The sequence below is a fragment of the Bacteroides propionicigenes genome, from assembly GCF_018390535.1.
Classification (GTDB): Bacteria; Bacteroidota; Bacteroidia; order Bacteroidales; family Bacteroidaceae; genus Bacteroides; species Bacteroides propionicigenes.
The window spans coordinates 1-22,182 of record NZ_JAHBBW010000007.1 but is presented as its reverse complement, the minus strand read 5'-3'; the positions used below and the strand labels follow the sequence as shown (position 1 = coordinate 22,182).

The following is a 22,182-nucleotide window of genomic DNA, read 5'->3' as shown; positions in this document are numbered from 1 at the left end:
GTAAATAGGTGATAATAAATGAATTCATAAATAGATAAAATAGGTCAGAAAGCAAGCGCCGGGCGAACCCCGAAGCCGTAGTCCTTACTGTACCAATTCAAGTACAAGGAGCCACCGCTGAAGTCCACGCCGCAAGCGTGGCCGCTACTAAACTCCGAACTGGACCAAAAAGCTGTATTGATACCAAATAATGCAGCACCGGTTACCTTCCCCATATATACGTTAAGATTATTTAATGCGGTGTTACCGGCTATATATTCATAACTATCCGTCGATGTCTTATAACTACTCAAATCCAGCCCACCGAGGTTCTCCAAAATGTCCCACCACTGCCCCATGCTGGGGAGAAACCAACCGGTAGTTTTTTCAGGAGCGGCATACTGGGCTGTTTCTGTCGTGGCGCCATAATTGAGCGCAACATCAAAGGCTTTGTAAGTATCAGCGGTATAGCTGCTTTCAGCTGAACCCTTTATTTTGTCACCAATCCAATGGGTTTCGGCGTAGCCGCTGATATGATTATACTGTTTCTGCAGGGTAGTGATGTTTTCCACGAAAGGTTTACCACTCTGCCCGTTCTCATTCTCATTTTTACCAGACTCTCCCCACCGACAGCCGCTGCCGGCATTCGTCAGAGCCATGACAAGGCCGTGAGGAGACGTGACGCCTAAATCCTTCAGCTTTGCTTTCTCTCCCGCACCGATGCGATTTTCATCCGTGCAGAACACGATGCCGATAACCGTACGGGCTTTACTTGTTTCGGGGTTCGTCAGCACAGGTTTAACAGTAGCATCTATTTCCACTTTACCGTCAGAATATCGTTTCCGCAATCCACCGTCCGAATAGCTGCCGTCACTGTAATAATAATCGCCGGGTTTTAAAGTTGCAGCCTCAAAAGTCGTATTACTTGCTACCGGCACTTTCTGTCCGCCACTATTCCAAGTACCGCTGCCGCTGCCCGCAGTTTCCACCACCTCCAGACTGCCGTACTTCACGGTGATGTCGTAGGTGTGCACACTGCCGCCTTGCAAGTCTCCGGGATAGGTGCCGTCGGCTTTCTGCTTCGGGATGTAATAATAGGTGTCGCCGCCCACTGTGACGGCAATGAACTTCTTGCCCGTCACGTTCTGAGGAATGACGAGGGCGGTGTAGGTTTTCAGGTATGCGCTGCCGGAGGCAGGGGTAATGGCTTTCGGAGTGATGGCGCCTGTTACAACATCGGCGGCAGCGGCGGCTACATCCCATGCACCGATGTTTTGTCCGCTTTCGGGCAGGGTGTAAGGACACGATACGACAAGGGCGTTGTCGGTGTTGTTGCCTGCCGGTGCACCGCTTGCGTCATAGGCTGCAAGGGTGACGCTCAGGTCGGCGGCATCCGTGGCGGCTTCCGCATTCTTGATGTTTATCACCACTTTGGCGGTCTGATGATGGAAAGCCAGCATATTGTTCGCACCGCTTGCGGGAGTAAAGGTTATCTCCTTGGGCGGAGCATAGAGGAAGTCGCTCCGCTGATAGCCGTCAGCGGTGTTCTGGTCGGTCTGTACGCTCCAAGTCGTAGGAACGGAGCCTGCATGGGTGCCGCCTGCGGCTGTGGAGCCGTCACCGCAATGCCATGCCGAAACGGTTTTCTTCTCGGTGCTGCTCTGCCAGTAGAACGGGGCTACGCCGGCAGCTGCCTGCAAGGTATTGGGTGCGTCGGGTTTCGGGGTGTACTGCTTCACTACGTCTCCCCCACCCTCTTCGTCCGCCACCATTACGGCTATCGCATCGCCTGCAGTCCACACGCCGCCCACCGTATTGGCACGGGTGGCTGTACCGGCGGGAGCGGCCGCCGCCCCGTCTATGGCTGCCGTAAAGGTCAGGGGGTATTGTCCCGCAGGCAGGAGATTTCCGTCGTCCGTATCGCCGCACGAGCTGAGCACGGCAAGGGTGGCTATCATCGGCAGGGCAATGGTTCGGGCACTGCGTGCACAGATAAATGATAAAAATGTTTTCTTGTTCATATACGCTTAACTTTTAGTTCTTAAAAAAATTAAGCGTTCTGTATGAAAGGGGGAATGTCGGAGGAGAGGGATTATTTCAGATATTTCTTGTTTACGTCTTCCAGAAGCCGCATCTGCTCTATGGCTATCCGGTTAAGGCGGACAAGCCTTTCGTGCTGCGGAAGACCGTCGTTGATGAAAACAGCATTCAGATTCTCCATATTCGAGAGACAAATCAATTCGTTGATACCGGCATAGTCACGCACATTACCTTTGAGGTCAGGATGCGCGTCACGCCATTCGAGGGCAGTCATGCCAAACATGGCCACGTTCAATACATCTGCTTCGCTGGCGTAAATGCGTGAAGCCTGCTGTGGCGTAACCTCTCCGGGGATAAGGTTTTGCTTGATGGCATCGGTGTGAATACGGTAGTTTATCTTCGACAGTTCCCGCTTGGCCGACCAGCCCAATTGGGCTTGTTCTTCCGCTTTGAGACGCTGAAACTCTTCAATCAGGTAGATTTTAAATGACACGCTGATAGCCGATCCAAATTCAAATGCTATATCTTTGTGAGCATATGTCCCACCATATTTTCCTTTTCTTACAATAATGCCTATGGCATCTGTCTTTTCCGTCCATTCTGACACACTCATTACAAAACTCGGTAATCCGGCTTGTAACTTAAAGTGGTCGAATTCGACCACTTTAAAATTAGGATTGTGAACCATTTCCCATGTTCCCAAAAATTCAAGTGTATATCGGTTGCGAAGCCAGTTCTTTATAATGTCTGCCGCCCGGCTTTCACTTTCCTTGGCGTTTGCCATATCTGTTAGGGAGATGTAGTCTGAATCATTTGCTGATACAACAGTAATTTCTTTGTTTTGTACGGTTATCTTTGCCATTTTTAGGGTTCTCCTTTCTTACGGGGTATGGTTTCGGTTACAAAAGTACCGATTCGCTACCGAACAGCCAAGTATATCACCCGTTTTCCCTTCAATCTCCAACACAATCTTTCAAAGAACGCTTGTTACTCTATTATTGGCGCCACCGCCCCGGCAAAAAAGCCAAAGAGCGTTATCAAGAGATGGCTTACCCCATATCGGCTTCGCCGTCAGCATCACCTGCACCGGGTATCCAGTCGGTGATTTCGGAGGTCACCTCCACCCCTGTGAGATTCACCTTCACCTTAAAGGTATAAACCTTATGCGCATCCAGAGACAGCCGGGAGGCTACCGCCTCACCGCCCGCCGCTTCGGCTTTCTTGTATTTGTAATAGAATGTACCGGCATCGACCAAAGCATCGGCGTTGCCGTCTCTCTTCTTCAAGGTTATCTTCAGGAAGTTGGCACCTGCCACAAACTCCTGCGGAGGAACAACGGCAATGTACGTGCCTGCAACGACAGAGTTGTTCATCACCACCTTGGCATCCTCACCCGGCACGGTTGTGGAAGTCGTAAAAGTACCCGCAGACGGAGCGAATGTGCCCGAAATGACAGGCTTTACTATCTCTACGGTAGCCGCATCCACGGAGGGAGCTCCTGCACCCGCGGTCAAAGTGCATACCACCTTGGACAGCATATGTGTGAAAGTGAGTGTATGGGCATCCTTGGAGCGGGCATAAGCGGTGCTTGCGGAATAAAGCAAGTCGGAATCATAATATGCCTTGGCACTCGCATTCTGGTCTGCCGCCACGCTGAAGGTATAGCCGCCATCTGTCGCAGCAAGGGCATCATAAGGCTGATAGGCACAGATGCTGACTTTGGAGTCGGCAACGTTGGGATAGTAAGGAACCGGTTGCGGGGGAGTTGTCCCGACAAGCGTCAGCCCGCCGCTGCCGTCGGCGGTGTATTGCAGGTTGCCGCCAACGGGGGTGCCGTCCGCCGCAACGGCATCAGTGATAAATACGCCCACAGCTTGCGCCGCCGCAATCTGCCGGCTCTGCGCGGCATCCGCTTCCGTGCGTGTCTGCACATCAATTCCGCTACTCAGACATATCTCGCCGTTCAGGCCGTCGGTCGTTGTCATTTCGTTCTCATCGTTGCCGCAGCCTGCAGCAATCAGTGCAAAGGCCGCCATAATCATAAAAGTCGGGGTTCTCATCTTGGTAAATTTATTTTTCTTGTTGTTTATTGCTTTTATTCAGTATCACCGGACTCTCCAGCCTCTCCATTGCCGGGTGTCCAGTCGGTGATGACAGTGGCGGTTTCCACGGAAGAACTGCCGTCGGGCAGTGCAAGCGTGGCATCCAAAGCCAACGCTTCCTTTCCGTCGCCGCCAAAGCCTTTCAGCGCCCCGGTCAGGTCGGTGACAACCGTCTGCACACTGCCGTCAGTCAGGGTAACAGCCATTGTGAGCTGTTGCTTCTCACCCGGCATCACACCCAAGAGATGCAGAACTGCCGTCAGCACAGGATTGCTCTCGGCACGGGTGGCAGCCGCATCCGCAGTCAGGGTGAAAACCGGGGCTGTCGTTGCGCCTTCGGTGGCAGCCACAGCGCCACTCCTCAGGTTGATAGCGGAAACAACGCCCGTCAGGGTGGCGGCAGTCTTCACGATGCGTTGCTCGTCACCGGAGGCAAGTTTCAATGTAAGTTTCAGCGCGCAGATACGTTGCTGCATGGACAATGCCACTTTCAGCGTATCGTCCTGCAACACCTCCACCTCGCCGGCTGCGGAGAAAAGGAAACCGGGAAGGGGATGGAGCGTACCGTCCGCCAGAGTATTCACCGAGGCGATGTCGCCGTCAATGCCGAAACCCTCCGCCGGATTATATGCCAAGAGGTTCTGTACGCCCGGAAGGAAAAGGGAGCGGAATACCGTTGTCTCACTGCCCGCCGGCTCGCCGCGGCGCACCGTCTGCTCCTCGTGACCGATGCGCAGCACATAAAGGTCGGGCATCAATGCTTCTGCGGAGTGCTTTGTCCAGTCCGCCGTTATCTGCACCGCGCCTTTATCGGGATGCGGGGTGTTGTAAAGTTCGTCCTTCACGCAAGAAGCGAGAGAGAGGGACAGTGCCGCTACAACTATTACATTATATAAATCGTATCTCTTCATAATTCTTCATTCTTAATTCTTCGTTCTTCATTTAAAAGGGCTTCCACACCAGCGTGACGCCAAGCCTGTTGACGCCCCAATAGTTCTTCACTTCGCTGCCGCAGCGGATGCGGACGCCGTCTCTCACCGTATATTTGTCGTAATCGGCACGGGTATAGCCGAGGGCGGCATGGAAATCCAGCGACAGGGCGCGGTTCAGTGTCAGCCGGTAGCCGCCTGTGATGCCGCCGCCCCGGTAGTCGCCCTGCTTGCCCGTATCGCCCGGTTTGTAGTTGAACCCGCCGAGGTGGTACATGGCGCCGAGGTAGCCGCGCTGCTTCTTGCCGAGATAGTAACGGAGTTCGGGGGAGACTCTCCAAAGGGCGTAGCGTCGGTTGCGGTTGTCACGGCTCCACGATGTCCACGAACCGCCCGCAAGGATTCCGAGACGGGAACGGGGGATGCGGTATTCGATGCCGAGGTCGGGGGTGAGCGTAGCCCAGCGAAGGAGGTTGAAGTGGAGTGAGAGAGAAGAAGAGATGCTCGAGGGTTGCCCGGCACGGCGGATGGAGTCGGCTCGCAGCCGTTCGCGTTCGGCAAGGCGGCGGTTCATTTCGGCTTCGGCACGGTCGGCGGCACGGCGCTGCTGTTCCCAGCGGTCGTGCTCGCGGGCGGCAGCGGCTTGGCGTTCGCGCTCCTGTTGCAGGAGGGCAAGGCTGTCCCGCTCTTGCTGTTCGCGGGCAAGGCGGGCGGCAGAGGGATAGCCATATGCCTTCTCCAAGTAAGTTTCCACACGCGCGGCGGCTTCCTCTCCCGCAAGGACAGCCACTTTGGCAACTGCTGCGGGAACAACCACTACTACAACATCACGCAGGCTGTCCCGATAGGGAGAAGGGATGAGACGGTCGGTGACGAACATCTGTTCGGTAATGCCATGCTTCACTATCAACTCGGACTTTACGCGGCTGCAACGAAGGTAAGCCATGCGCTGTGCCGAAGCGCCGCCCACACCGGGGGAGGCGGAGTAACTGCTCACACTGATGTACATCTGCCCCTCACGCAAGGGAGAAGTACACTCGCGCAAAGTGGCTGCAAGGCGTTGCAACTCGGCTTCATTGTCCTGATAAGGTACAAAAAAAATGTCACTGGCAGGCTTGAAACGAAACACATAACAGGTGTCTTGCGAAAAAGGGTGAGGAGAAGCGGCACGAAGACTGCCGGAGACTAATGGGGCAAACACCCACAAGAAAAGAGAAAGCGAGAATGCTTTACTCGAAATACTCTTTAGAATATTCATAATATTGAGTTAGTTGCACGATTACGAGGCAGGCGGGAATTACTTACCAAGTAACGGCATCTCTACTATATGAAACTGCACGAAAAAGAGTTTTCAAGCGGTTTCATTTAGGAGAATAACAAAGACTTTATGATAAAATAGGGTATAAAGAGTCCGTTCCGTTTTTAGCTATAAAAGCGGAATACAAATCCCATGTCAATGCTCGGACAGGAACAGTAAGATTATGTATTTTTTAATTATCTTCCGGTTTGTCGTTTCAAGGAAATGATATAAGGTTTAATAAAACATTTACTTTTGTTTGCATATGAATAGAAAAAATAGCATTTTTGCGAATATAACGTGCCGTTACTTGGTAAGTAATTCCCGCCTAATTTTGTGCTTTACAGCCTGTTCCGCATCAAGTCATCCCTCTTTTTACTTTTCCTAACAGAGGAAATCAGTTCGCGGTTCGCCTTATCCACCAATTCATTTTCAAAAGGTTTCAGATAGGTTTCCGTCACTTTTATAGAAGAATGCCCCAATGACTGGCTGATGATACCGACAGGCATCCCGATATGGAAAGCCAGCGTAGCCCACGTGTGGCGTGCGGTGTATGAGCTTACCTTCACACCCGGCAACAGTATCTTCGCCACCCGCCGCAACATCCTGTTGAAGCTGCGCAAAGCCGCCTGATAGAACCGATATAGGTTCCAACCGCTATTCTTTGCCTGCCCGTCCAATATGGGGAAAAGGTAAATGGAATCGCAGTTACGGTTCTTGCAGCCATTTATCAGCGGAAGCGCCTCCTTGGGGATGTGAATCGTAAGCTGCCTGCCCGTCTTATGGCGGCGATACACAATCGTGTTGCCCTGTACATCCTTCTTGCGAAGGTAAGCAAGGTCTATGAACGGCATCCCCCGAAAAAGGAACATCAACAGGAAATAGGCAAGTACACACCGCTGCTCTTCGGACAGCCTTTGTGTGTCGGCATACATCAGTTTGCCGAATTGCCGCTCTGTCAGCGCACGTTTGGTATGGGAAGATACTTTGGTATAGACATCATCGAACAGCTTCGGGTTATGCCCCGCCGTGCCCGGAACCGCCCAACGATTATACACCGCACGCAATGTACGCATATAGGTGGATACCGTATCCAAACTCAGCATACGCTGCATCAACCACTCCTCATACTCCTTTAAACGCCCCTGCGTAAACACCTCGGACATAGGAAGCGCCTCTGCCCCGCCTCCGGAAAAAGCCCGGAAAGAACGCAACGTACTGCGATAGGTATGCACCGCAGGATACTTATGCTCCCTACTCAACACCCCAATCACCCACTGCATATAGTGCGACAAATCAACCGCCCCTACATCTTTTTCTTCTTCTACTTTTGTTTTCATTTTCTCGCTTTTAAAGTTACGCTGTAAGTCAACGTCAACCTAAAACGAGACGATATAGGCAAAGTTTATGAATAAAGGATAATATTGAAGTTAATATGTAGTAAATAAAAAGTCCCTTACTTTATAGATTCCAACTTTTATGCTATCTTTGTAAGAAAGGATTCCAAAGATATGAAGGACAAAGAACTTGATATTGCCTATTTTATTTCATTTTGTATTGAACAATATAAGGTTCATATCTCTGCCACCGGCAGCGAAGTCATGAACATATTCGACCAATACGGAGTGACCGAGTACCTATCAGCCAACTATGATGTATTACATACCCAAAGCAGACAATGGCTATTAGAGGAAATTGACGACTTCATACAACAAAGAAAACAGGAAAAACAGAAATGAAACTATATCATGGCAGTATAGATATTGTAAAAAAACCAAAAATAATCAAGCCAACCAGAACTCTTGATTACGGTACCGGATTTTATACCACAACTTCCTATGAGCAAGCTGAACAGTGGGTCAGAAGACGTATGAAATCTCCAATAAATATAGGTTATATAAATATCTATGAGATAGATGACAATACAACATCAGAATTAGATACATTATGGTTTAACGAACCTACGGAAGAATGGGTTGACTTTGTAATGCTTAACCGTACATCAAGAGGCTTTGAACATAATCACGACATTGTGTATGGCCCGGTAGCCAACGACAGAGTTTATGCTGCTTTTGCTTTATATGAAAGCGGACTTTTGGACAAAGAAGGACTTATCAAAGAATTGAAGACTTATAAGTTAGTAGACCAAATGTTATTTCATACCGATAAATCGCTAAAACATTTGGTATATATTGAAGCAAAGGAGATTACATTATGAACAGAGAAATCACCAACAAAAACCTATACTTACTTTTACCGGCAAAGGTAAGTTTGTTTGCCAAAATCTATGCTACTGAAAAAGGAGGAACATTATTAGATGCTCTCCGGGCATTCTATAAATCCGATACATATAAGGAACTGGAACAAGAGGAAACAAAATTGTGGCATTATGGTCCGGTAGCCCTTTATGAAGAATACATAGAAAAACAAGCCACAGTCCCTAAACCTTAGCCTCTTCCTGCGGAATGCGTACCGATGTATAAAGTTCGAGAATTGCCGCAATCGTCAACGAAACAATCCACTCATTGCCATGCGTAAAGAACATGAACGCTCCGGTAAGCACCAGCAACAATGCAGCGAATATCTGCTGACGGCGCAGGCGCTTGATAGTGGGAGTCTTATATTTTGAAGGTGAGTTAATCTGCGCCAAAGCAACAAACGTTGCGCCTATCGTATATATATAAGGTGAAAGTTGCCAACCGGTGACGTAAACGGCAGCACCTATCAAGAGCATTATGGCTCCTACTGTGAAAAGAGCGGGTATCAGTTGTTTCATTCTTCTATATCTTCTTGAAATACATAAATATCTTCATTGGGCTTCTTCATCAGGTACTTTTCACGGGCTATCTGCTCAATAGCGCCGGAATCTACCGCAAGCTCATTCAAGCGGCGGGTATTCTCCTCATAATCCGCCCGGTACTTCTCTATCTCTCCGCGCAAACGCGTCTCCTCACGATAGTAACCGAGACGACGCACAATGCTGTTCTCGTCCAGAAAACCGACAAGCACGGCAAACAACACAAGCGTTATCAAATATTTGCGCCTGCGGACAAACAACCAGAGGGAAGCAAGTTTATCCATGTAATTCAGTTATTGTTTCTTTGAGCACAAAGATAAGAGGAATAACTGAAAAATTTCTTTTTTTTGCGTACATTTGCACAAAAGCTGAGACGAACCGCAACGTCTCCGCACTCTGTATAAGTGATAAGAACACCCTGAATATGGAAAATTATATCGTATCGGCACGAAAATACCGCCCCTCGACCTTTGAATCGGTAGTGGGACAACGTGCCCTGACTACCACCTTGAAGAATGCCATCGCCACAGGCAAACTGGCACACGCCTACCTCTTCTGCGGTCCGCGCGGTGTAGGCAAAACGACCTGTGCACGTATCTTTGCCAAAACCATCAACTGCATGAGTCCCACGGCAGAGGGAGAAGCCTGCAACCAATGCGAATCGTGCACCGCTTTCAACGAACAGCGTTCCTACAACATCCACGAACTGGACGCCGCATCCAACAACTCGGTGGACGACATCCGGCAACTGGTGGAGCAAGTACGCATCCCGCCCCAGATAGGCAAATACAAGGTATATATCATCGACGAGGTACATATGTTGTCGGCTTCAGCCTTCAACGCCTTCCTGAAAACTCTGGAAGAACCGCCCCGCCATGCCATATTCATCCTTGCCACCACCGAGAAACACAAGATATTACCGACTATCCTGTCGCGATGCCAGATATACGACTTCAACCGCATCAGCGTGGAGGACACCGTAGCCCACCTTGCCTACGTAGCCTCCAAAGAGGGCATCACCGCCGAACCGGAAGCGCTGAACGTCATCGCCCTGAAAGCCGACGGCGGTATGCGCGACGCTTTGTCCATATTTGACCAAGTAGTGAGCTTCACCGGCGGACGCATCACCTACCAAAGCGTAATCGAGAACCTGAACGTACTGGATTACGAGTATTACTTTAAACTGACCGACCACTTCCTTGAAAATAAAGTAGGCGATGCCCTGCTGTTGCTGAACGATGTGCTGAACAAAGGATTCGATGGCAGCCATTTCATCACCGGCCTGTCCTCGCACTTCCGCGACCTGCTGGTAAGCAAAGACCCGGGTACCCTGCCCCTGCTCGAAGTAGGCGCAAGCATCCGCCAACGCTACCAAACGCAAGCGCAGAAATGCCCGCTGCCTTTCCTCTACCGAGCCATGAAGCTGTGCAATGATTGCGACCTGAACTATCGCGCCAGCAAAAACAAACGGCTTCTGGTGGAACTGACCCTGATACAGGTAGCCCAAATCACCGCCGAGGGGGACGATGTAGCTAATGGGCGTAGCCCTAAACAAGCTATAAAACCCATATTTACGCAACCTGCCGCCGTACAACAGCCGCAGGCAGCCCCTGTTGCGCCCCAGCCGCAAGCAACACCCAACGCCAAGCCACAAGCGGCCGCAACGACCACCCGTACCACCCCTGCCGCCATATTGCTGGCGCAGGGAAAGGAAGAAAGAAAAATTCCGGTAGTGAAAATGTCAGGTCTCGGCGTATCCATTAAACGCCCGAAAGCGGAAGAAGAAGCCAAGAACACCGCTGCAACTGCCGCCGTACAACAAGCTGCACAGCCGGAAGAAGACTACATCTTCAATGAAAGAGATGTGAACTACTACTGGCAGGAGTATGCAGGACGTATGCCCAAAGAACAGGTAGCCATCGCCAAGCGTATGCAAAATATGCACGTCAGCCTGCTAAATGCAACGACTTTTGAAGCTGTCGTAGATAATGAAATTATTGCAAAAGAATTTACCGCCATGATTCCCCAACTGCAGGAGTATCTGCGCACCCGCTTGAAGAACCGAAAGGTAACTATGACAGTACGCATCAGTGCACCCACAGAAAAGGTTCGTGCATACGGCCGCGTCGAAAAATTCCAAATGATGGCGCAAAAGAATGACGCCCTCCTGCAACTGAAAGAGGAATTCGGACTGGAACTCTACTAAATGTTCCGACAGAACCAAGAAGAGCATTCAGCTTCCCTGTTCAGAACTTGTTGGTAATAAAATCATTATATTTTATTTTGTACATCATATTTTATGTTTATTTTTGCCAATTATAATCAAAATAGACAAACATAATAAATGGTGAGAAAAAGTAGTGCAATATTGATGATACTATGGGGGATATGTATAACATTCGCCACTTCAATATGCGCTGCAACCAATGTGAACAAATTGGACACACTAAAAACTTTTGTCAAAAAAAAGATACTTTATAACGAATATATACCATTAGACAGTGTAATCTGCTGGAGCGAAAGCGTCCTGCCGGACCTCAGGACAAAGAATCAAGATAAAGGAAACTACTTCTTACTGCAACTGCAACTTGCCAATGCCTACACATTGCGAGGAGACATAAGTCTCGCCATAGACCGCGCACGGCTGATGTACGAAGAAGCCAAAGAAACAAAATACAACTTCGGAATAGTGGTTGCCAACCAAGCCATCGGAGATGCCTACACCGTAGCCAACCAATGCGAAAAAGCACTGGAATCTTATCAAGATGCTCTGAAGGAACTGAATCTTATCTCCCCGCAACACCCCTACCGCATCCAACTTCTGCTAAAGAAATCCAACACCTTGCAACGTAAAGGACGACTGAAAGAAGCGAGAAAGGTATTGGACGAGATAGAAAAAACTCTTTTACAAAGACCCGACTACGCCACCGACTTCTTCGCTACCATCGAAGAAGCCAACTACGCCATCTCGCACGGACATCTTTCGAAAACTTATCTAAAAGATGCCGCCAAATGCCTGCAAAACATGGATTCCATCTACCGGCTGCACCCCGAAACGTTTTACTACTTCCACCTGAAATATACCGCCGCTGCCTACTACCGGGCAATGGGCAACTGGGACAAGGACAACTGGAAGAAAGCACTGCAACTATATGAAGAGTTAAGGCAGGAGTATTCGGTCAACAAACGGTCTACCTACTACCGATGGATTACACTGGAAACAATATACCTGCATAAGATACAAGGAGAAGCAATGGCCGCCTGCCGGTTGTATCAGGAGTTATATCCCACCGTAGACACGCTTACCGCCGAAGGCTACACCCGGCAAATCAATATCCTGCGTGCCAAATATCAGGTAGACCAAATGGAGATAGCCAATAGGGAAGAATACAACCGGCTTATCACCGGAATATTGACAGGAAGTATCATACTGCTGTTCTTGTTCACCATTATAGCTTTCAGACTTAGAAAACAGCGGAAGAAAGTAGCTATGTCCACCCAAAGGTTGGAACGCCTGCGCACCCGTGCAGAAAACGCTACGTCTGCCAAGAGCATATTCCTCTCGAATATGAGCCATGAGATACGTACCCCCCTAAATGCCCTCTCCGGTTTCTCTTCACTGCTGACAGAGGAAAGTCTGGACGATGAAACACGCCGCCAATGCAATGAGGTCATCTTGCAGAACTCCGAATTATTGTTGAAACTCATTAATGATGTGATAGATTTGTCGAGCCTTGAATTCGGCAAAATACAATTCAGCATCGCCAAACATGACATTGTCACCATCTGCCGGAATGTGACCGACACCGTCAGCAAAGTGAAACAGACCCAAGCTGAAATACACTTCGCAACGGAACTGGAAAGCATGGAGATAGAGACTGACGACTCACGCCTGCAACAAGTCCTGATAAACTTGCTGATTAATTCAACCAAGTTTACACCACAAGGCAGCATTACGCTGGAACTTAAAAAAGCATCGGAAAAGGAATTGCTTTTCTCCGTAACAGATACAGGCTGCGGCATTCCGAAAGACAAACAGGCCAATATTTTCCAACGTTTCGAGAAACTGAACGAAAACACACAAGGAAGCGGACTGGGACTTTCCATCTGCCAGCTTATCATTGAACATATCGGCGGAAAAATATGGATTGACCCCGACTACACAGGAGGCTCACGGTTCTGTTTCACCCACCCTGTCCAACAACCATGCACCACCAAAGGCAGAAAGGAGGAGGAAGTATGAAAAAGTTACTCATCATAGGAGCTGTCCTCGCATTGCTCTTATCCGCACAAGCTGCCGATACAAAAGCTACATCCCAACACCCCCTTCCACATCAGCGACTGATGGAAATGCAATATGCCATAAACCGGGGTATCCGGCAAGCCGATTCATTGGTCAGGGCAGGCAAACCGGAAGAGGCACTCTCTTTTTATAAAAAAAGCCTCAAATCCAAAGACTCACTATACAACCTTGTCACTACCTCGCAGATGAAAGAGATACTCTCTCTGTACAACGTGGACAAACTCGTACTGCAAAAGGAGCAAAGACGCAGTCTGTTTCATCAAATAAGCCTGCTAATATCCATTATCATCATTATTGCACTGCTGTTTTTCAACATCCGCATATACCGAAGCCGGAAACGCCTGCAAGAAGATGAAAAAGAAATGAAAAGATTAACAGCCATCGCCGAAGAAGCGAATGAAATAAAAAGCCGCTTCCTGACGAATATGAGCTATAACATACGCATCCCGCTTAATAATGTAGTGGGATTCTCGCAACTAATGACCGAGGATACAGGCCTGAACGAAGAGGAGAAAAGAGAATATTCCGGCATCATCCAGAATAACTCGACGGAGCTGATTCAGCTTGTAAACAATGTACTCGACCTCTCGCGCTTGGAAGCCAATATGATGAAGTTCCAGTTGCAAAACTATAATGTGCAGGAATGGTGCAACGAACTGCCTTGCCTCATACAAATGCAAAGTGAAGGAAGGATATTCTTGGAGTTGCAAGCGGATGCTGGCGATGCCATTATCCACACAGATGTCAGCCGATTTACCCAAATGATATTCAATATGCTGCTTTACCCCGTTGAGTGCCAAGAAACAAGAAAGGTAAGAATGCAACTGAACTACCAGCCGGAGAACCAAGAGATTAGTTGCCGAATAGAAAACAGCCCGCTGGCAGATCCGGCCTTTGCATCGCAAAAGACCGCCATACACCAGAGAATCGCCGAACTGTTTTTTCAACACTTCGGCGGAAGCTTCCGGATAGAGAAAGAATCATGGGAAATTCCAACTATAGTATTCACATATCCATCGCTTACAACCTGATTCTATGCAGGTTACATTTACTACTATTTAGACAGCATACAAATTAAATGTTTTTAATCAAGATTGGTAGCAAGTATTGAAGAAAACAGCTATTTTTGCCGAACCAATTAGTACTAATAATTAAAAAATTAAAGAAAATGGCTTACGTAATTAGTGAAGATTGTATTGCTTGCGGAACTTGTATCGACGAGTGTCCGGTAGGCGCTATCTCTGAAGGCGATATCTATTCTATCGACCCTGAAACTTGTACTGAATGTGGTACTTGTGCAGATGTTTGCCCCTCTGAAGCAATTCATCCGGGAGAATAATACAATCCTAAGAAAAAAGAAAGGCTCGGTTTCATTGAAACCGGGCCTTTTTATTTTAACACCGAGAAAGCTATATCGCAACCCGCCCGCAAATGACTGTATCTCAATCTGCAGCGGGTTGCCGATAAAAAAGTTTATGCAAGTTTTGACAAGGCTTCCTTGATACGGCGGATAGCCTCTACGATATTCTCGTCACTGGTAGCGTAACTCATACGGATACATTCGGGAGCGCCGAACGATGTACCACCTACACAAGCTACATGGGCTACTTCCAACAAGTACATAGCCAAATCATCGGAGTTGTCAATCTTACGGCCACCCACAGACTTGCCGAAGAAAGAACTGCATTTCGGGAACAGGTAGAAAGCGCCTTCCGGCACGTTAACCTCAAATCCCGGCACTTCCTTAGCTAACTTCACTATGAGGTCGCGACGACGCTCAAAAGCCTTACGCATTTCCTCTACCGGAACTTGCGTTCCTGTATAAGCCGCTTCCGCAGCTTTCTGAGATGCAGAGCACGGACCTGATGTGTACTGACCTTGCAGTTTGTTACAAGCCTTCACAATCCATTCCGGTCCGGCAATGAAGCCGATGCGCCAGCCGGTCATGGCATAAGCCTTGGAAACACCGTTTACAATAACCGTACGGTCTTTCATTTCCGGAAATTGCGCAATGCTCTGGTGCTTGCCGATATAATTGATGTGTTCATAGATTTCATCAGCTATGACAACCACTTGCGGATGCTTAGCCAATACGGCAGCCAGTCCGGCAAGTTCTTCCTTGCTATATACAGAGCCGGTAGGGTTGGAAGGAGAACAAAGAATCAAGGCTTTGGTCTTTGGCGTAATAGCCGCTTCCAACTGGGCAGGCGTAATCTTGAAGTCTTGTTCGATACCCGCTGTAACAATCACCGGCTTGCCTTCTGCCAGCTTTACCATCTCGGGATAGCTAACCCAGTACGGTGCAGGCACAATCACCTCGTCACCCGGATTTACCAATACCAGAATTGCATTGCAAACCGATTGCTTGGCTCCATTGGCACAAGAAATCTGCGCAGCTGTATATTCCAGACCGTTCTCTTTTTTCAGTTTCTCTACGATAGCATTACGCAAGGCCGGATAACCCGGAACGGGAGAATAGCGAGAGAAGTTATCGTCTATCGCCTTTTTTGCAGCCTCTTTTATGTGGTCGGGTGTATTAAAATCAGGTTCTCCGACACTCAAGTTAATTACATCTACGCCTTGAGCTTTCAGCTCTGCGCTCTTTTGAGACATAGCCAGCGTCGCAGAAGGCGACAAGCTGTTCAAACGATCTGATAATTGGTTCATTTTGTTACTATTTAATGGTTGTTATGCAAATCCGGCTGCAAAATAAGCGATTTTCTTTGATATACTAAAACAAAAAGACAGTTACTTATTAAAATGAAGAGTATGTCCCATACGTTCTTTCTTCGTACGCAGGTAGCGTTCGTTATACTGATTCGGGCTTGTTTCTACCGGTACATTCTCTACAATCTCCAAACCATAGGCTTCCAGACCGACACGTTTCACCGGATTGTTTGTGAGCAAACGCATTTTATGCACACCCAACTCACGCAGGATTTGAGCCCCTACTCCATAGTCGCGCTCGTCTGCCAGATGTCCGAGACAAATGTTGGCATCCACTGTGTCCATACCGTCTTCCTGAAGTTTATAGGCCTTCATCTTCTCCATTAATCCGATGCCGCGACCTTCCTGATTGAGGTATACGATAGCTCCTTTACCGGCTTTTTCTATCATCTCCATAGCCTTGTGCAACTGTTCGCCACAATCGCAACGCATAGAACCGAAGATATCTCCTGTGGCGCAAGAGGAGTGCACACGCACCAAAACAGGCTCATCGGGCGCCCAAGTACCCTTGAACAAAGCCACATGCTCTAAGCCGTTGGACTTCTGCCGGAAAGGTATCAGACGGAAGTGTCCATGCTCTGTCGGCATATCCACCTCTACACCTTTCTCTACAATGGATTCCTGTTGCAGACGATAAGCTATCATGTCGCGGATAGAAATCAGTTTCAAGTTAAATTCATCCGCCATCTTACGCAGTTCGGGCAGACGTGCCATCGTACCGTCTTCATTCATAATCTCCATGAGCGCACCGGCCGGATAGAAACCGGACAGACGGCACATATCAATTGTAGCCTCCGTATGACCGGCACGACGCAACACACCTTTCTCCTGAGCATACAACGGATTGATGTGCCCGGGACGACCAAAAGTAGCGGGAGTGGAAGACGGATCGGCCAAAGCCTGAATGGTTGCGGCACGATCAGCCGCAGAAACACCGGTTGTACAACCTTCCAGCTTATCAATAGTTACCGTAAAGGGAGTACCCAGCACAGAGGTATTGTCGGACACTTGGTGAGGCAAATCCAGTTCTTTGCAACGAGACACCGTAATCGGAGCACACAACACTCCACGTGCGTGTTTCAGCATGAAGTTCACCTTCTCCGGCGTTATCTTTTCGGCAGCAATAATCAAGTCGCCCTCGTTTTCGCGATCTTCATCATCGACTACAATCACAAAATTACCGGCCTTGAAGTCTTCAATAGCCTCTTCTATTGTATTCAACTTTACTTTTTCCATATATTTATTCTTTTATTGTTTATTCTGATTGACCTTTATAATATTCTGTATTTCTTCATTCGTACGGATAATCCGTTCCATGTCCTTATTCAATCGGATACGGAATGCCCAAATACGGAAATAGAAAAATAAACCGACAGGAACTATCACTCCACACAGCATATTCAGCCAGTAGTTACGGAAAGGACGCACATGGGCATGAACGGCTATGATAGGGTAATTGTTCAGCGCCGTCAGCAACGGTATCGATCTGGTATTGGACATTTCGTCTATCAAAGCCTCCATACGATCATTGAGCGCCGCCACTTCCTCATCGTGCGGTGTATCGTTCATCCATAAATTGAAGTAATTGGGCGCACGCATCAAAGCCTTCTTGTCGGCATACGCCCGGCAATCTGCCGACAACTGCCGGAGTTCGTCCGGCAAACGGACGTAATCCGGGTCATGGATAATCACTTCCTTCCGGAAAAGATGACGGACACTACGGATTCCGGCTATCTTCTTGAACCAATTGATATAAGCGTCAGCATTCAGCACCACCGAATCATTATTCGATTTATAAGTAAGGAATGCACCCAATGGCGCCAACACCGCCGTACTGGTCCACATACCCATCCATACAATCCACTTGCCGTCACGCGCCATTTTATAGCCCGTATTATTAATGATATAATAAATAATGAAAATAAGCACGGACACCACCACAGGCATACCCAGACCGCCTTTGCGAATGATACCACCCAGCGGTGCACCGATAAAGAAGAAAATCAGACACGCCAAAGAAAGTGTCAGCTTCTCATGCCAAGAAGTCATGTGACGTCTCAGGCTGGTCTCCGTCTGCAAAAGATTGAAACTCTTGAAACTCCAGTCACTTGCCGCACTCTCCGCACGGCTGACCGCCGTAGACATTATCTTCTGCTTCTGCGTCAGAGTAGCCACATTGAACAGGCTGTCCACATCGTAACTGCCCAAACGGGCAGATTCTATTTTTACTGTATCTGCCTTACTCAATGTATTGGTGGTAGCCTTATAGGTACTTGCCATAGCTTCTTTATAGTAGGTACGCCCGATACTGTCATTCTGAACTTTCATAGAATCAATACCTGCCTGCAGCATCTTCATGTCCTTGCTGTTGGACTGATTACTCATAAATCCGGCATCCACCATATTGAAGTCCGAGTTGAACTCTATAATCGCATGCTTCTCAACAAAGGTTTCCCGACGGTAAGGTACGTTCTTCTGGTTCATATTCTGCGACTTCAAATTCTCAAACTGTTCACCACTGTAAAGGTGCAGATAAAGATGCTGTTTGTCTGCTGTCATTTCCAGTCTGCCGGAGTCCGACTTGATTATTTGCGCATTCTCAAACCCTTTTTCGAAATTGTAAATCAGTACATCATACAGCATACCCGTCTCGCGGTTCTTATGCTTGACGTACAAGTTATAGCCGTCTATCTCATCGTAGAACACCCCTTCGGGAATGTCCACTTCGGGAGACTTCTGTTTCATGGATACCAACAGCGTCCATAATTTAGTTTGCGCCTTAGGTCCGATAACATTCTGAAAATAAAAAGAAACACAGCAAATAATGGATATGAAAATTATCAGCGGACGCATAATCTTCAGCAAAGAAATACCCGCCGCTTTCATGGCAAGCAGCTCAAAACGTTCTCCAAAATTACCAAAAGTGATAAGGGCTGCCAGCAAAATAGCCAAAGGTAATGAAGCCGGCACCAACGTCAGTGCCGAATAGAAGAAAAACTGAGCAAGGACGTTCATTTCCAACCCCTTCCCTACCATTTCGTCTACATATCTCCACAGAAATTGCATCATGAAGATGAAAAGACAAATGAAGAAAGTGCCCATAAAGAGCATACCAAAGCTCTTTAATATAAATATATCTAACTTTTTTATGCGCAGCATTTTACTCGTTTCATGCAATGAACGCACAAAAGTAGCACAAAAAAGGGAGTACGGGAAATTTTTAATTGAAAGTTAACTAAAAACCGCATGTTCTACGCAAAGTATCTACCTGAGATTCCCACAATTCACGCAAATCGCTTGCTTCATCCGCATTGGTAAAGTCGGTAATTTCAAGTACAAAATCATTGGTTAACTCATTGTTTGTCATCTTTAATTCAAAATACTCACGCGGGTTTTCATCATCCAGCCAGCGGAAACGAATAAAAGAATATGCCCGTACGGCAATAATCTCGGCATCACGCTTTTCTGTTTTACCCCAGAAGAAAGAGACGATCTTGTCGTCCGACTGAACCCTGTCCGCAAACCAGCCCTCCAAACCGGTAGGAGTACTTATTGCCGTCCAAAGAATACTTTTAGAAGTCGCATTCAAGAGATATTCCAAATGTATTTTTTTTCTTTCCATAGTCTATTCTGCTTTTATTGCGTCAGCCAAGATAAATACTTTTTTCTAATTAGAAAAAATAATTCATTAATTTTATTCAGCACAGCTTTATCTAACCGAGCTAAGTAGCTGATAATGTAGCACAATATCACAAAAAGAAAAGAATAAAATTGTTTACCCACTCCCTTCAACAAAATAAATAATAGAAAATCCACTCAAAAATTTTGGCAGTTTAAATAAAAGCTATATCTTTGCACCCGCAATCGAGAAATGATGGCGGGATAGCTCAGCTGGTTAGAGCGCATGATTCATAATCATGAGGTCCCCGGTTCAATCCCGGGTCCCGCTACAAGGCGTAAAAGCTTAGATATAAGGCATTTGAGAGGCTTCCACTCTTGAGTGTCTTTTTTATTTTTACGGGCATTTGCACAGATTTCGCACGAATTTCCAGATAAACAACTGATAATCAATGAAATCGTAAGATAAAACTACCACAAATTCCTTTTCTTCTATTTTCTTTTCATTGCTTGGCTTTTCTTAGTAATTATACCAAGGATGAGGCTGATTTTCTATGTAGAATCTTCAAAATCCCGGCATCTTGCACGAAATATTGCATTAACGGACATAATAAAAGGGATAAGCTACACACCGGTAGTTATCCTTTTTGTTCGCTATAAAATCAAGTGAGAAGTATGTACACTACAAATTTCTTGTTTATAAGTAGCATGTTTTGATGAACCATTTTCAAGCACAAATCGCCCACGATTATTCCTAAAGATAATGTTATGCCAGCTATTATCCATAAGGAGAAGCATCGGTTTGATGAACCATTTTCAAACACAAATCGCCCACGATTATTCCTAAAGATAATGTTACGTCAGCTATTATCCATAAGGAGAAACATCGGTTTGATGAACCATTTTCAAGCATGAAGCGCCCTCGATTAATCCTAAAGATTATGTTACGTCAGCTATTATCCATAAGGAGAAACATCGGTTTGATGAACCATTTTCAAGCATGAAGCGCCCTCGATTAATCCTAAAGATTATGTTACGTCAGCTATTATCCATAAGGAGAAACATCGGTTTGATGAACCATTTTCAAGCATGAAGCGCCCTCGATTAATCCTAAAGATTATGTTACGTCAGCTATTATCCATAAGGAGAAACATCGGTTTGATGAACCATTTTCAAGCATGAAGCGCCCTCGATTAATCCTAAAGATTATGTTACGTCAGCTATTATCCATAAGGAGAAACATCGGTTTGATGAACCATTTTCAAGCATAAACTGCCTCGATTAATCCTAAAGATAATGTTATGCCAGCTATTATCCATAAGGAGAAGCATCGGTTTGATGAACCATTTTCAAGCATAAACCGCCTCGATTAATCCTAAAGATAATGTTATGCCAGCTATTATCCATAAGGAGAAGATACGGTTTGATAAACCATTTTCAAGCATGAAGCGCCCACGATTAATCCTAAAGATAATGTTATGCTGACTATTATCCATAAGGAGAAGATACGGTTTGATAAACCATTTTCAAGCATGAAGCGCCCACGATTATTCCTAAAGATAATGTTATGCTGCCTATTATCCATAAGGAGAAGAAAAGCTTTGAAAAACCATTTTCAAGCATAAACCGCCCTCGATTATTCCTAAAGATAATGTTATGCAGGCTATTATCCATAAGGAGAAACATCGGTTTGATAAACCATTTTCAAGCATGAACCGCCCACGATTATTCCTAAAGATTATGTTATGCTGGCTATTATCCATAAGGAGAAGAAAAGCTTTGATGAACCATTTTCAAACACAAATCGCCCTGATAATTCCTAAAGATAATGTTATGCTGGCTATTATCCATAAGGAGAAGAAAAGCTTTGATAAACCATTTTCAAGCACAAATCGCCCCCGATTAATCCTAAAGATAATGTTATGCCGGCTATTATCCATAAGGAGAAACATCGGTTTGATGAACCATTTTCAAGCACAAATCGCCCTCGATTATTCCTAAAGATTATGTTATGCCGACTATTATCCATAAGGAAAAGAAAAGCTTTGATGAACCATTTTCAAGCATGAAGCGCCCTCGATTAATCCTAAAGATTATGTTATGCTGACTATTATCCATAAGGAGAAGAAAAGCTTTGATGAACCATTTTCAAACATAAATCGCCCACGATTAATCCTAAAGATAATGTTACGTCAGCTATTATCCATAAGGAGAAGAAAAGCTTTGATGAACCGTTTTCAAACATGAAGCGCCCTCGATTATTCCTAAAGATTATGTTACGTCAGCTATTATCCATAAGGAGAAGAAAAGCTTTGATAAACCATTTTCAAGCATAAATCGCCCTCGATTATTCCTAAAGATTATGTTACGTCAGCTATTATCCATAAGGA

At 46.7% G+C, this 22,182-nt stretch carries 19 protein-coding genes and 1 tRNA gene; 8 read left to right on the top strand and 12 right to left on the bottom strand.

Features of this window, described 5'->3' with window-relative positions:
• Positions 1–44: 44 nt before the first annotated feature.
• The 6 genes from KG118_RS10730 to KG118_RS10705 all read right to left on the bottom strand — a co-directional run bounded on the left by KG118_RS10730 (position 45) and on the right by KG118_RS10705 (position 7,687).
• Positions 45–2,000: a fimbrillin family protein gene (locus KG118_RS10730; protein WP_213388445.1), complete on the bottom strand. Its 1,956-nt coding sequence runs from the start codon at positions 1,998–2,000 to the stop codon at positions 45–47.
• 71 nt (positions 2,001–2,071) lie between these two features.
• Positions 2,072–2,881, bottom strand: coding sequence for a KilA-N domain-containing protein (locus KG118_RS10725; protein ID WP_117713379.1), 810 nt, complete (start codon positions 2,879–2,881; stop codon positions 2,072–2,074).
• 187 nt (positions 2,882–3,068) lie between these two features.
• Positions 3,069–4,079, bottom strand: coding sequence for a fimbrillin family protein (locus tag KG118_RS10720; protein ID WP_117713378.1), 1,011 nt, complete (start codon positions 4,077–4,079; stop codon positions 3,069–3,071).
• A gap of 35 nt (positions 4,080–4,114) precedes the next feature.
• Entirely contained in the window at positions 4,115–5,032 is a 918-nt protein-coding gene (locus KG118_RS10715; RefSeq protein ID WP_117713377.1) for a FimB/Mfa2 family fimbrial subunit, read from the bottom strand.
• 31 nt (positions 5,033–5,063) lie between these two features.
• Complete coding sequence (locus tag KG118_RS10710; RefSeq protein ID WP_213388443.1) at positions 5,064–6,308, bottom strand: DUF3575 domain-containing protein; 1,245 nt, start codon at positions 6,306–6,308, stop codon at positions 5,064–5,066.
• 380 nt (positions 6,309–6,688) lie between these two features.
• On the bottom strand, positions 6,689–7,687 hold the full coding sequence (locus KG118_RS10705) for a tyrosine-type recombinase/integrase (RefSeq protein WP_117713375.1): 999 nt from the start codon (positions 7,685–7,687) through the stop codon (positions 6,689–6,691).
• 171 nt (positions 7,688–7,858) lie between these two features.
• Between KG118_RS10705 and KG118_RS10700 the strand changes: the two genes are divergently transcribed.
• The 3 genes from KG118_RS10700 to KG118_RS10690 are packed head-to-tail and all read left to right on the top strand — an operon-like array spanning position 7,859 to position 8,798.
• Complete coding sequence (locus KG118_RS10700; RefSeq protein ID WP_117713374.1) at positions 7,859–8,086, top strand: DUF3791 domain-containing protein; 228 nt, start codon at positions 7,859–7,861, stop codon at positions 8,084–8,086.
• Entirely contained in the window at positions 8,083–8,565 is a 483-nt protein-coding gene (locus KG118_RS10695; RefSeq protein WP_117713373.1) for a DUF3990 domain-containing protein, read from the top strand. The genes KG118_RS10700 and KG118_RS10695 overlap by 4 nt, the downstream gene beginning before the upstream one ends.
• Positions 8,562–8,798 (top strand): hypothetical protein, encoded by a 237-nt coding sequence (locus KG118_RS10690; protein ID WP_117713372.1) that lies wholly within the window; start codon positions 8,562–8,564, stop codon positions 8,796–8,798. Before KG118_RS10695 ends, KG118_RS10690 begins: the two co-directional genes overlap by 4 nt.
• On the opposite strand, the gene KG118_RS10685 is transcribed toward KG118_RS10690, so the two are convergent.
• Positions 8,788–9,123 (bottom strand): hypothetical protein, encoded by a 336-nt coding sequence (locus tag KG118_RS10685; RefSeq protein ID WP_117713371.1) that lies wholly within the window; start codon positions 9,121–9,123, stop codon positions 8,788–8,790. The genes KG118_RS10690 and KG118_RS10685 overlap by 11 nt on opposite strands.
• The gene (locus KG118_RS10680; RefSeq protein WP_117713370.1) at positions 9,120–9,428 is read right to left on the bottom strand and encodes an FtsB family cell division protein; all 309 of its coding nucleotides are present in this window, start codon (positions 9,426–9,428) and stop codon (positions 9,120–9,122) included. The genes KG118_RS10685 and KG118_RS10680 overlap by 4 nt, the downstream gene beginning before the upstream one ends.
• Before the next feature lie 140 nt (positions 9,429–9,568).
• On the opposite strand from KG118_RS10680, the gene KG118_RS10675 reads away from it, so the two are divergent.
• From KG118_RS10675 to KG118_RS10660, 4 genes are all read left to right on the top strand, one after another.
• Positions 9,569–11,350 (top strand): DNA polymerase III subunit gamma/tau, encoded by a 1,782-nt coding sequence (locus tag KG118_RS10675; protein WP_117713369.1) that lies wholly within the window; start codon positions 9,569–9,571, stop codon positions 11,348–11,350.
• Between the two features lie 165 nt (positions 11,351–11,515).
• Positions 11,516–13,387 carry a tetratricopeptide repeat-containing sensor histidine kinase gene (locus KG118_RS10670; RefSeq protein ID WP_394369739.1) on the top strand — a complete coding sequence of 624 codons (1,872 nt, stop codon included), beginning with the start codon at positions 11,516–11,518 and terminating at the stop codon, positions 13,385–13,387.
• Complete coding sequence (locus KG118_RS10665) at positions 13,384–14,478, top strand: sensor histidine kinase (protein WP_213388441.1); 1,095 nt, start codon at positions 13,384–13,386, stop codon at positions 14,476–14,478. The genes KG118_RS10670 and KG118_RS10665 overlap by 4 nt, the downstream gene beginning before the upstream one ends.
• A 137-nt stretch (positions 14,479–14,615) precedes the next feature.
• Positions 14,616–14,786 carry a DUF362 domain-containing protein gene (locus KG118_RS10660; protein ID WP_117713409.1) on the top strand — a complete coding sequence of 57 codons (171 nt, stop codon included), beginning with the start codon at positions 14,616–14,618 and terminating at the stop codon, positions 14,784–14,786.
• A 134-nt stretch (positions 14,787–14,920) separates the two neighbouring features.
• Here KG118_RS10660 and KG118_RS10655 read toward each other — a convergent pair whose 3' ends face one another.
• From KG118_RS10655 to KG118_RS10640, 4 genes are all read right to left on the bottom strand, one after another.
• Positions 14,921–16,114 (bottom strand): pyridoxal phosphate-dependent aminotransferase, encoded by a 1,194-nt coding sequence (locus KG118_RS10655; RefSeq protein WP_117713408.1) that lies wholly within the window; start codon positions 16,112–16,114, stop codon positions 14,921–14,923.
• 81 nt (positions 16,115–16,195) lie between these two features.
• Complete coding sequence (locus tag KG118_RS10650; RefSeq protein WP_213388440.1) at positions 16,196–17,410, bottom strand: bifunctional 3,4-dihydroxy-2-butanone-4-phosphate synthase/GTP cyclohydrolase II; 1,215 nt, start codon at positions 17,408–17,410, stop codon at positions 16,196–16,198.
• Between the two features lie 12 nt (positions 17,411–17,422).
• Positions 17,423–19,333 carry an LptF/LptG family permease gene (locus tag KG118_RS10645; protein WP_117713406.1) on the bottom strand — a complete coding sequence of 637 codons (1,911 nt, stop codon included), beginning with the start codon at positions 19,331–19,333 and terminating at the stop codon, positions 17,423–17,425.
• 76 nt (positions 19,334–19,409) lie between these two features.
• Positions 19,410–19,796, bottom strand: a complete 387-nt coding sequence (locus KG118_RS10640; protein WP_117713405.1) for an START-like domain-containing protein — start codon at positions 19,794–19,796, stop codon at positions 19,410–19,412.
• Between the two features lie 254 nt (positions 19,797–20,050).
• On the opposite strand from KG118_RS10640, the gene KG118_RS10635 reads away from it, so the two are divergent.
• A tRNA-Met gene (locus KG118_RS10635) sits at positions 20,051–20,124 on the top strand.
• The last annotated feature ends 2,058 nt before the right edge of the window (positions 20,125–22,182 follow it).

Bases quoted from the DNA above. Each gene is read 5' to 3' on its own strand.
- KG118_RS10720 (WP_117713378.1), bottom strand. From the start codon at position 4,079: ATGAGAACCCCGACTTTTATGATTATGGCGGCCTTTGCACTGATTGCT.
- KG118_RS10645 (WP_117713406.1), bottom strand. From the start codon at position 19,333: ATGCTGCGCATAAAAAAGTTAGATATATTTATATTAAAGAGCTTTGGT.
- KG118_RS10690 (WP_117713372.1), top strand. From the start codon at position 8,562: ATGAACAGAGAAATCACCAACAAAAACCTATACTTACTTTTACCGGCA.
- KG118_RS10725 (WP_117713379.1), bottom strand. From the start codon at position 2,881: ATGGCAAAGATAACCGTACAAAACAAAGAAATTACTGTTGTATCAGCA.
- KG118_RS10640 (WP_117713405.1), bottom strand. From the start codon at position 19,796: ATGGAAAGAAAAAAAATACATTTGGAATATCTCTTGAATGCGACTTCT.
- KG118_RS10665 (WP_213388441.1), top strand. From the start codon at position 13,384: ATGAAAAAGTTACTCATCATAGGAGCTGTCCTCGCATTGCTCTTATCC.
- KG118_RS10675 (WP_117713369.1), top strand. From the start codon at position 9,569: ATGGAAAATTATATCGTATCGGCACGAAAATACCGCCCCTCGACCTTT.
- KG118_RS10660 (WP_117713409.1), top strand. From the start codon at position 14,616: ATGGCTTACGTAATTAGTGAAGATTGTATTGCTTGCGGAACTTGTATC.
- KG118_RS10705 (WP_117713375.1), bottom strand. From the start codon at position 7,687: ATGAAAACAAAAGTAGAAGAAGAAAAAGATGTAGGGGCGGTTGATTTG.
- KG118_RS10715 (WP_117713377.1), bottom strand. From the start codon at position 5,032: ATGAAGAGATACGATTTATATAATGTAATAGTTGTAGCGGCACTGTCC.
- KG118_RS10680 (WP_117713370.1), bottom strand. From the start codon at position 9,428: ATGGATAAACTTGCTTCCCTCTGGTTGTTTGTCCGCAGGCGCAAATAT.
- KG118_RS10650 (WP_213388440.1), bottom strand. From the start codon at position 17,410: ATGGAAAAAGTAAAGTTGAATACAATAGAAGAGGCTATTGAAGACTTC.
- KG118_RS10670 (WP_394369739.1), top strand. From the start codon at position 11,516: ATGATACTATGGGGGATATGTATAACATTCGCCACTTCAATATGCGCT.
- KG118_RS10700 (WP_117713374.1), top strand. From the start codon at position 7,859: ATGAAGGACAAAGAACTTGATATTGCCTATTTTATTTCATTTTGTATT.
- KG118_RS10710 (WP_213388443.1), bottom strand. From the start codon at position 6,308: ATGAATATTCTAAAGAGTATTTCGAGTAAAGCATTCTCGCTTTCTCTT.
- KG118_RS10685 (WP_117713371.1), bottom strand. From the start codon at position 9,123: ATGAAACAACTGATACCCGCTCTTTTCACAGTAGGAGCCATAATGCTC.
- KG118_RS10695 (WP_117713373.1), top strand. From the start codon at position 8,083: ATGAAACTATATCATGGCAGTATAGATATTGTAAAAAAACCAAAAATA.
- KG118_RS10730 (WP_213388445.1), bottom strand. From the start codon at position 2,000: ATGAACAAGAAAACATTTTTATCATTTATCTGTGCACGCAGTGCCCGA.
- KG118_RS10655 (WP_117713408.1), bottom strand. From the start codon at position 16,114: ATGAACCAATTATCAGATCGTTTGAACAGCTTGTCGCCTTCTGCGACG.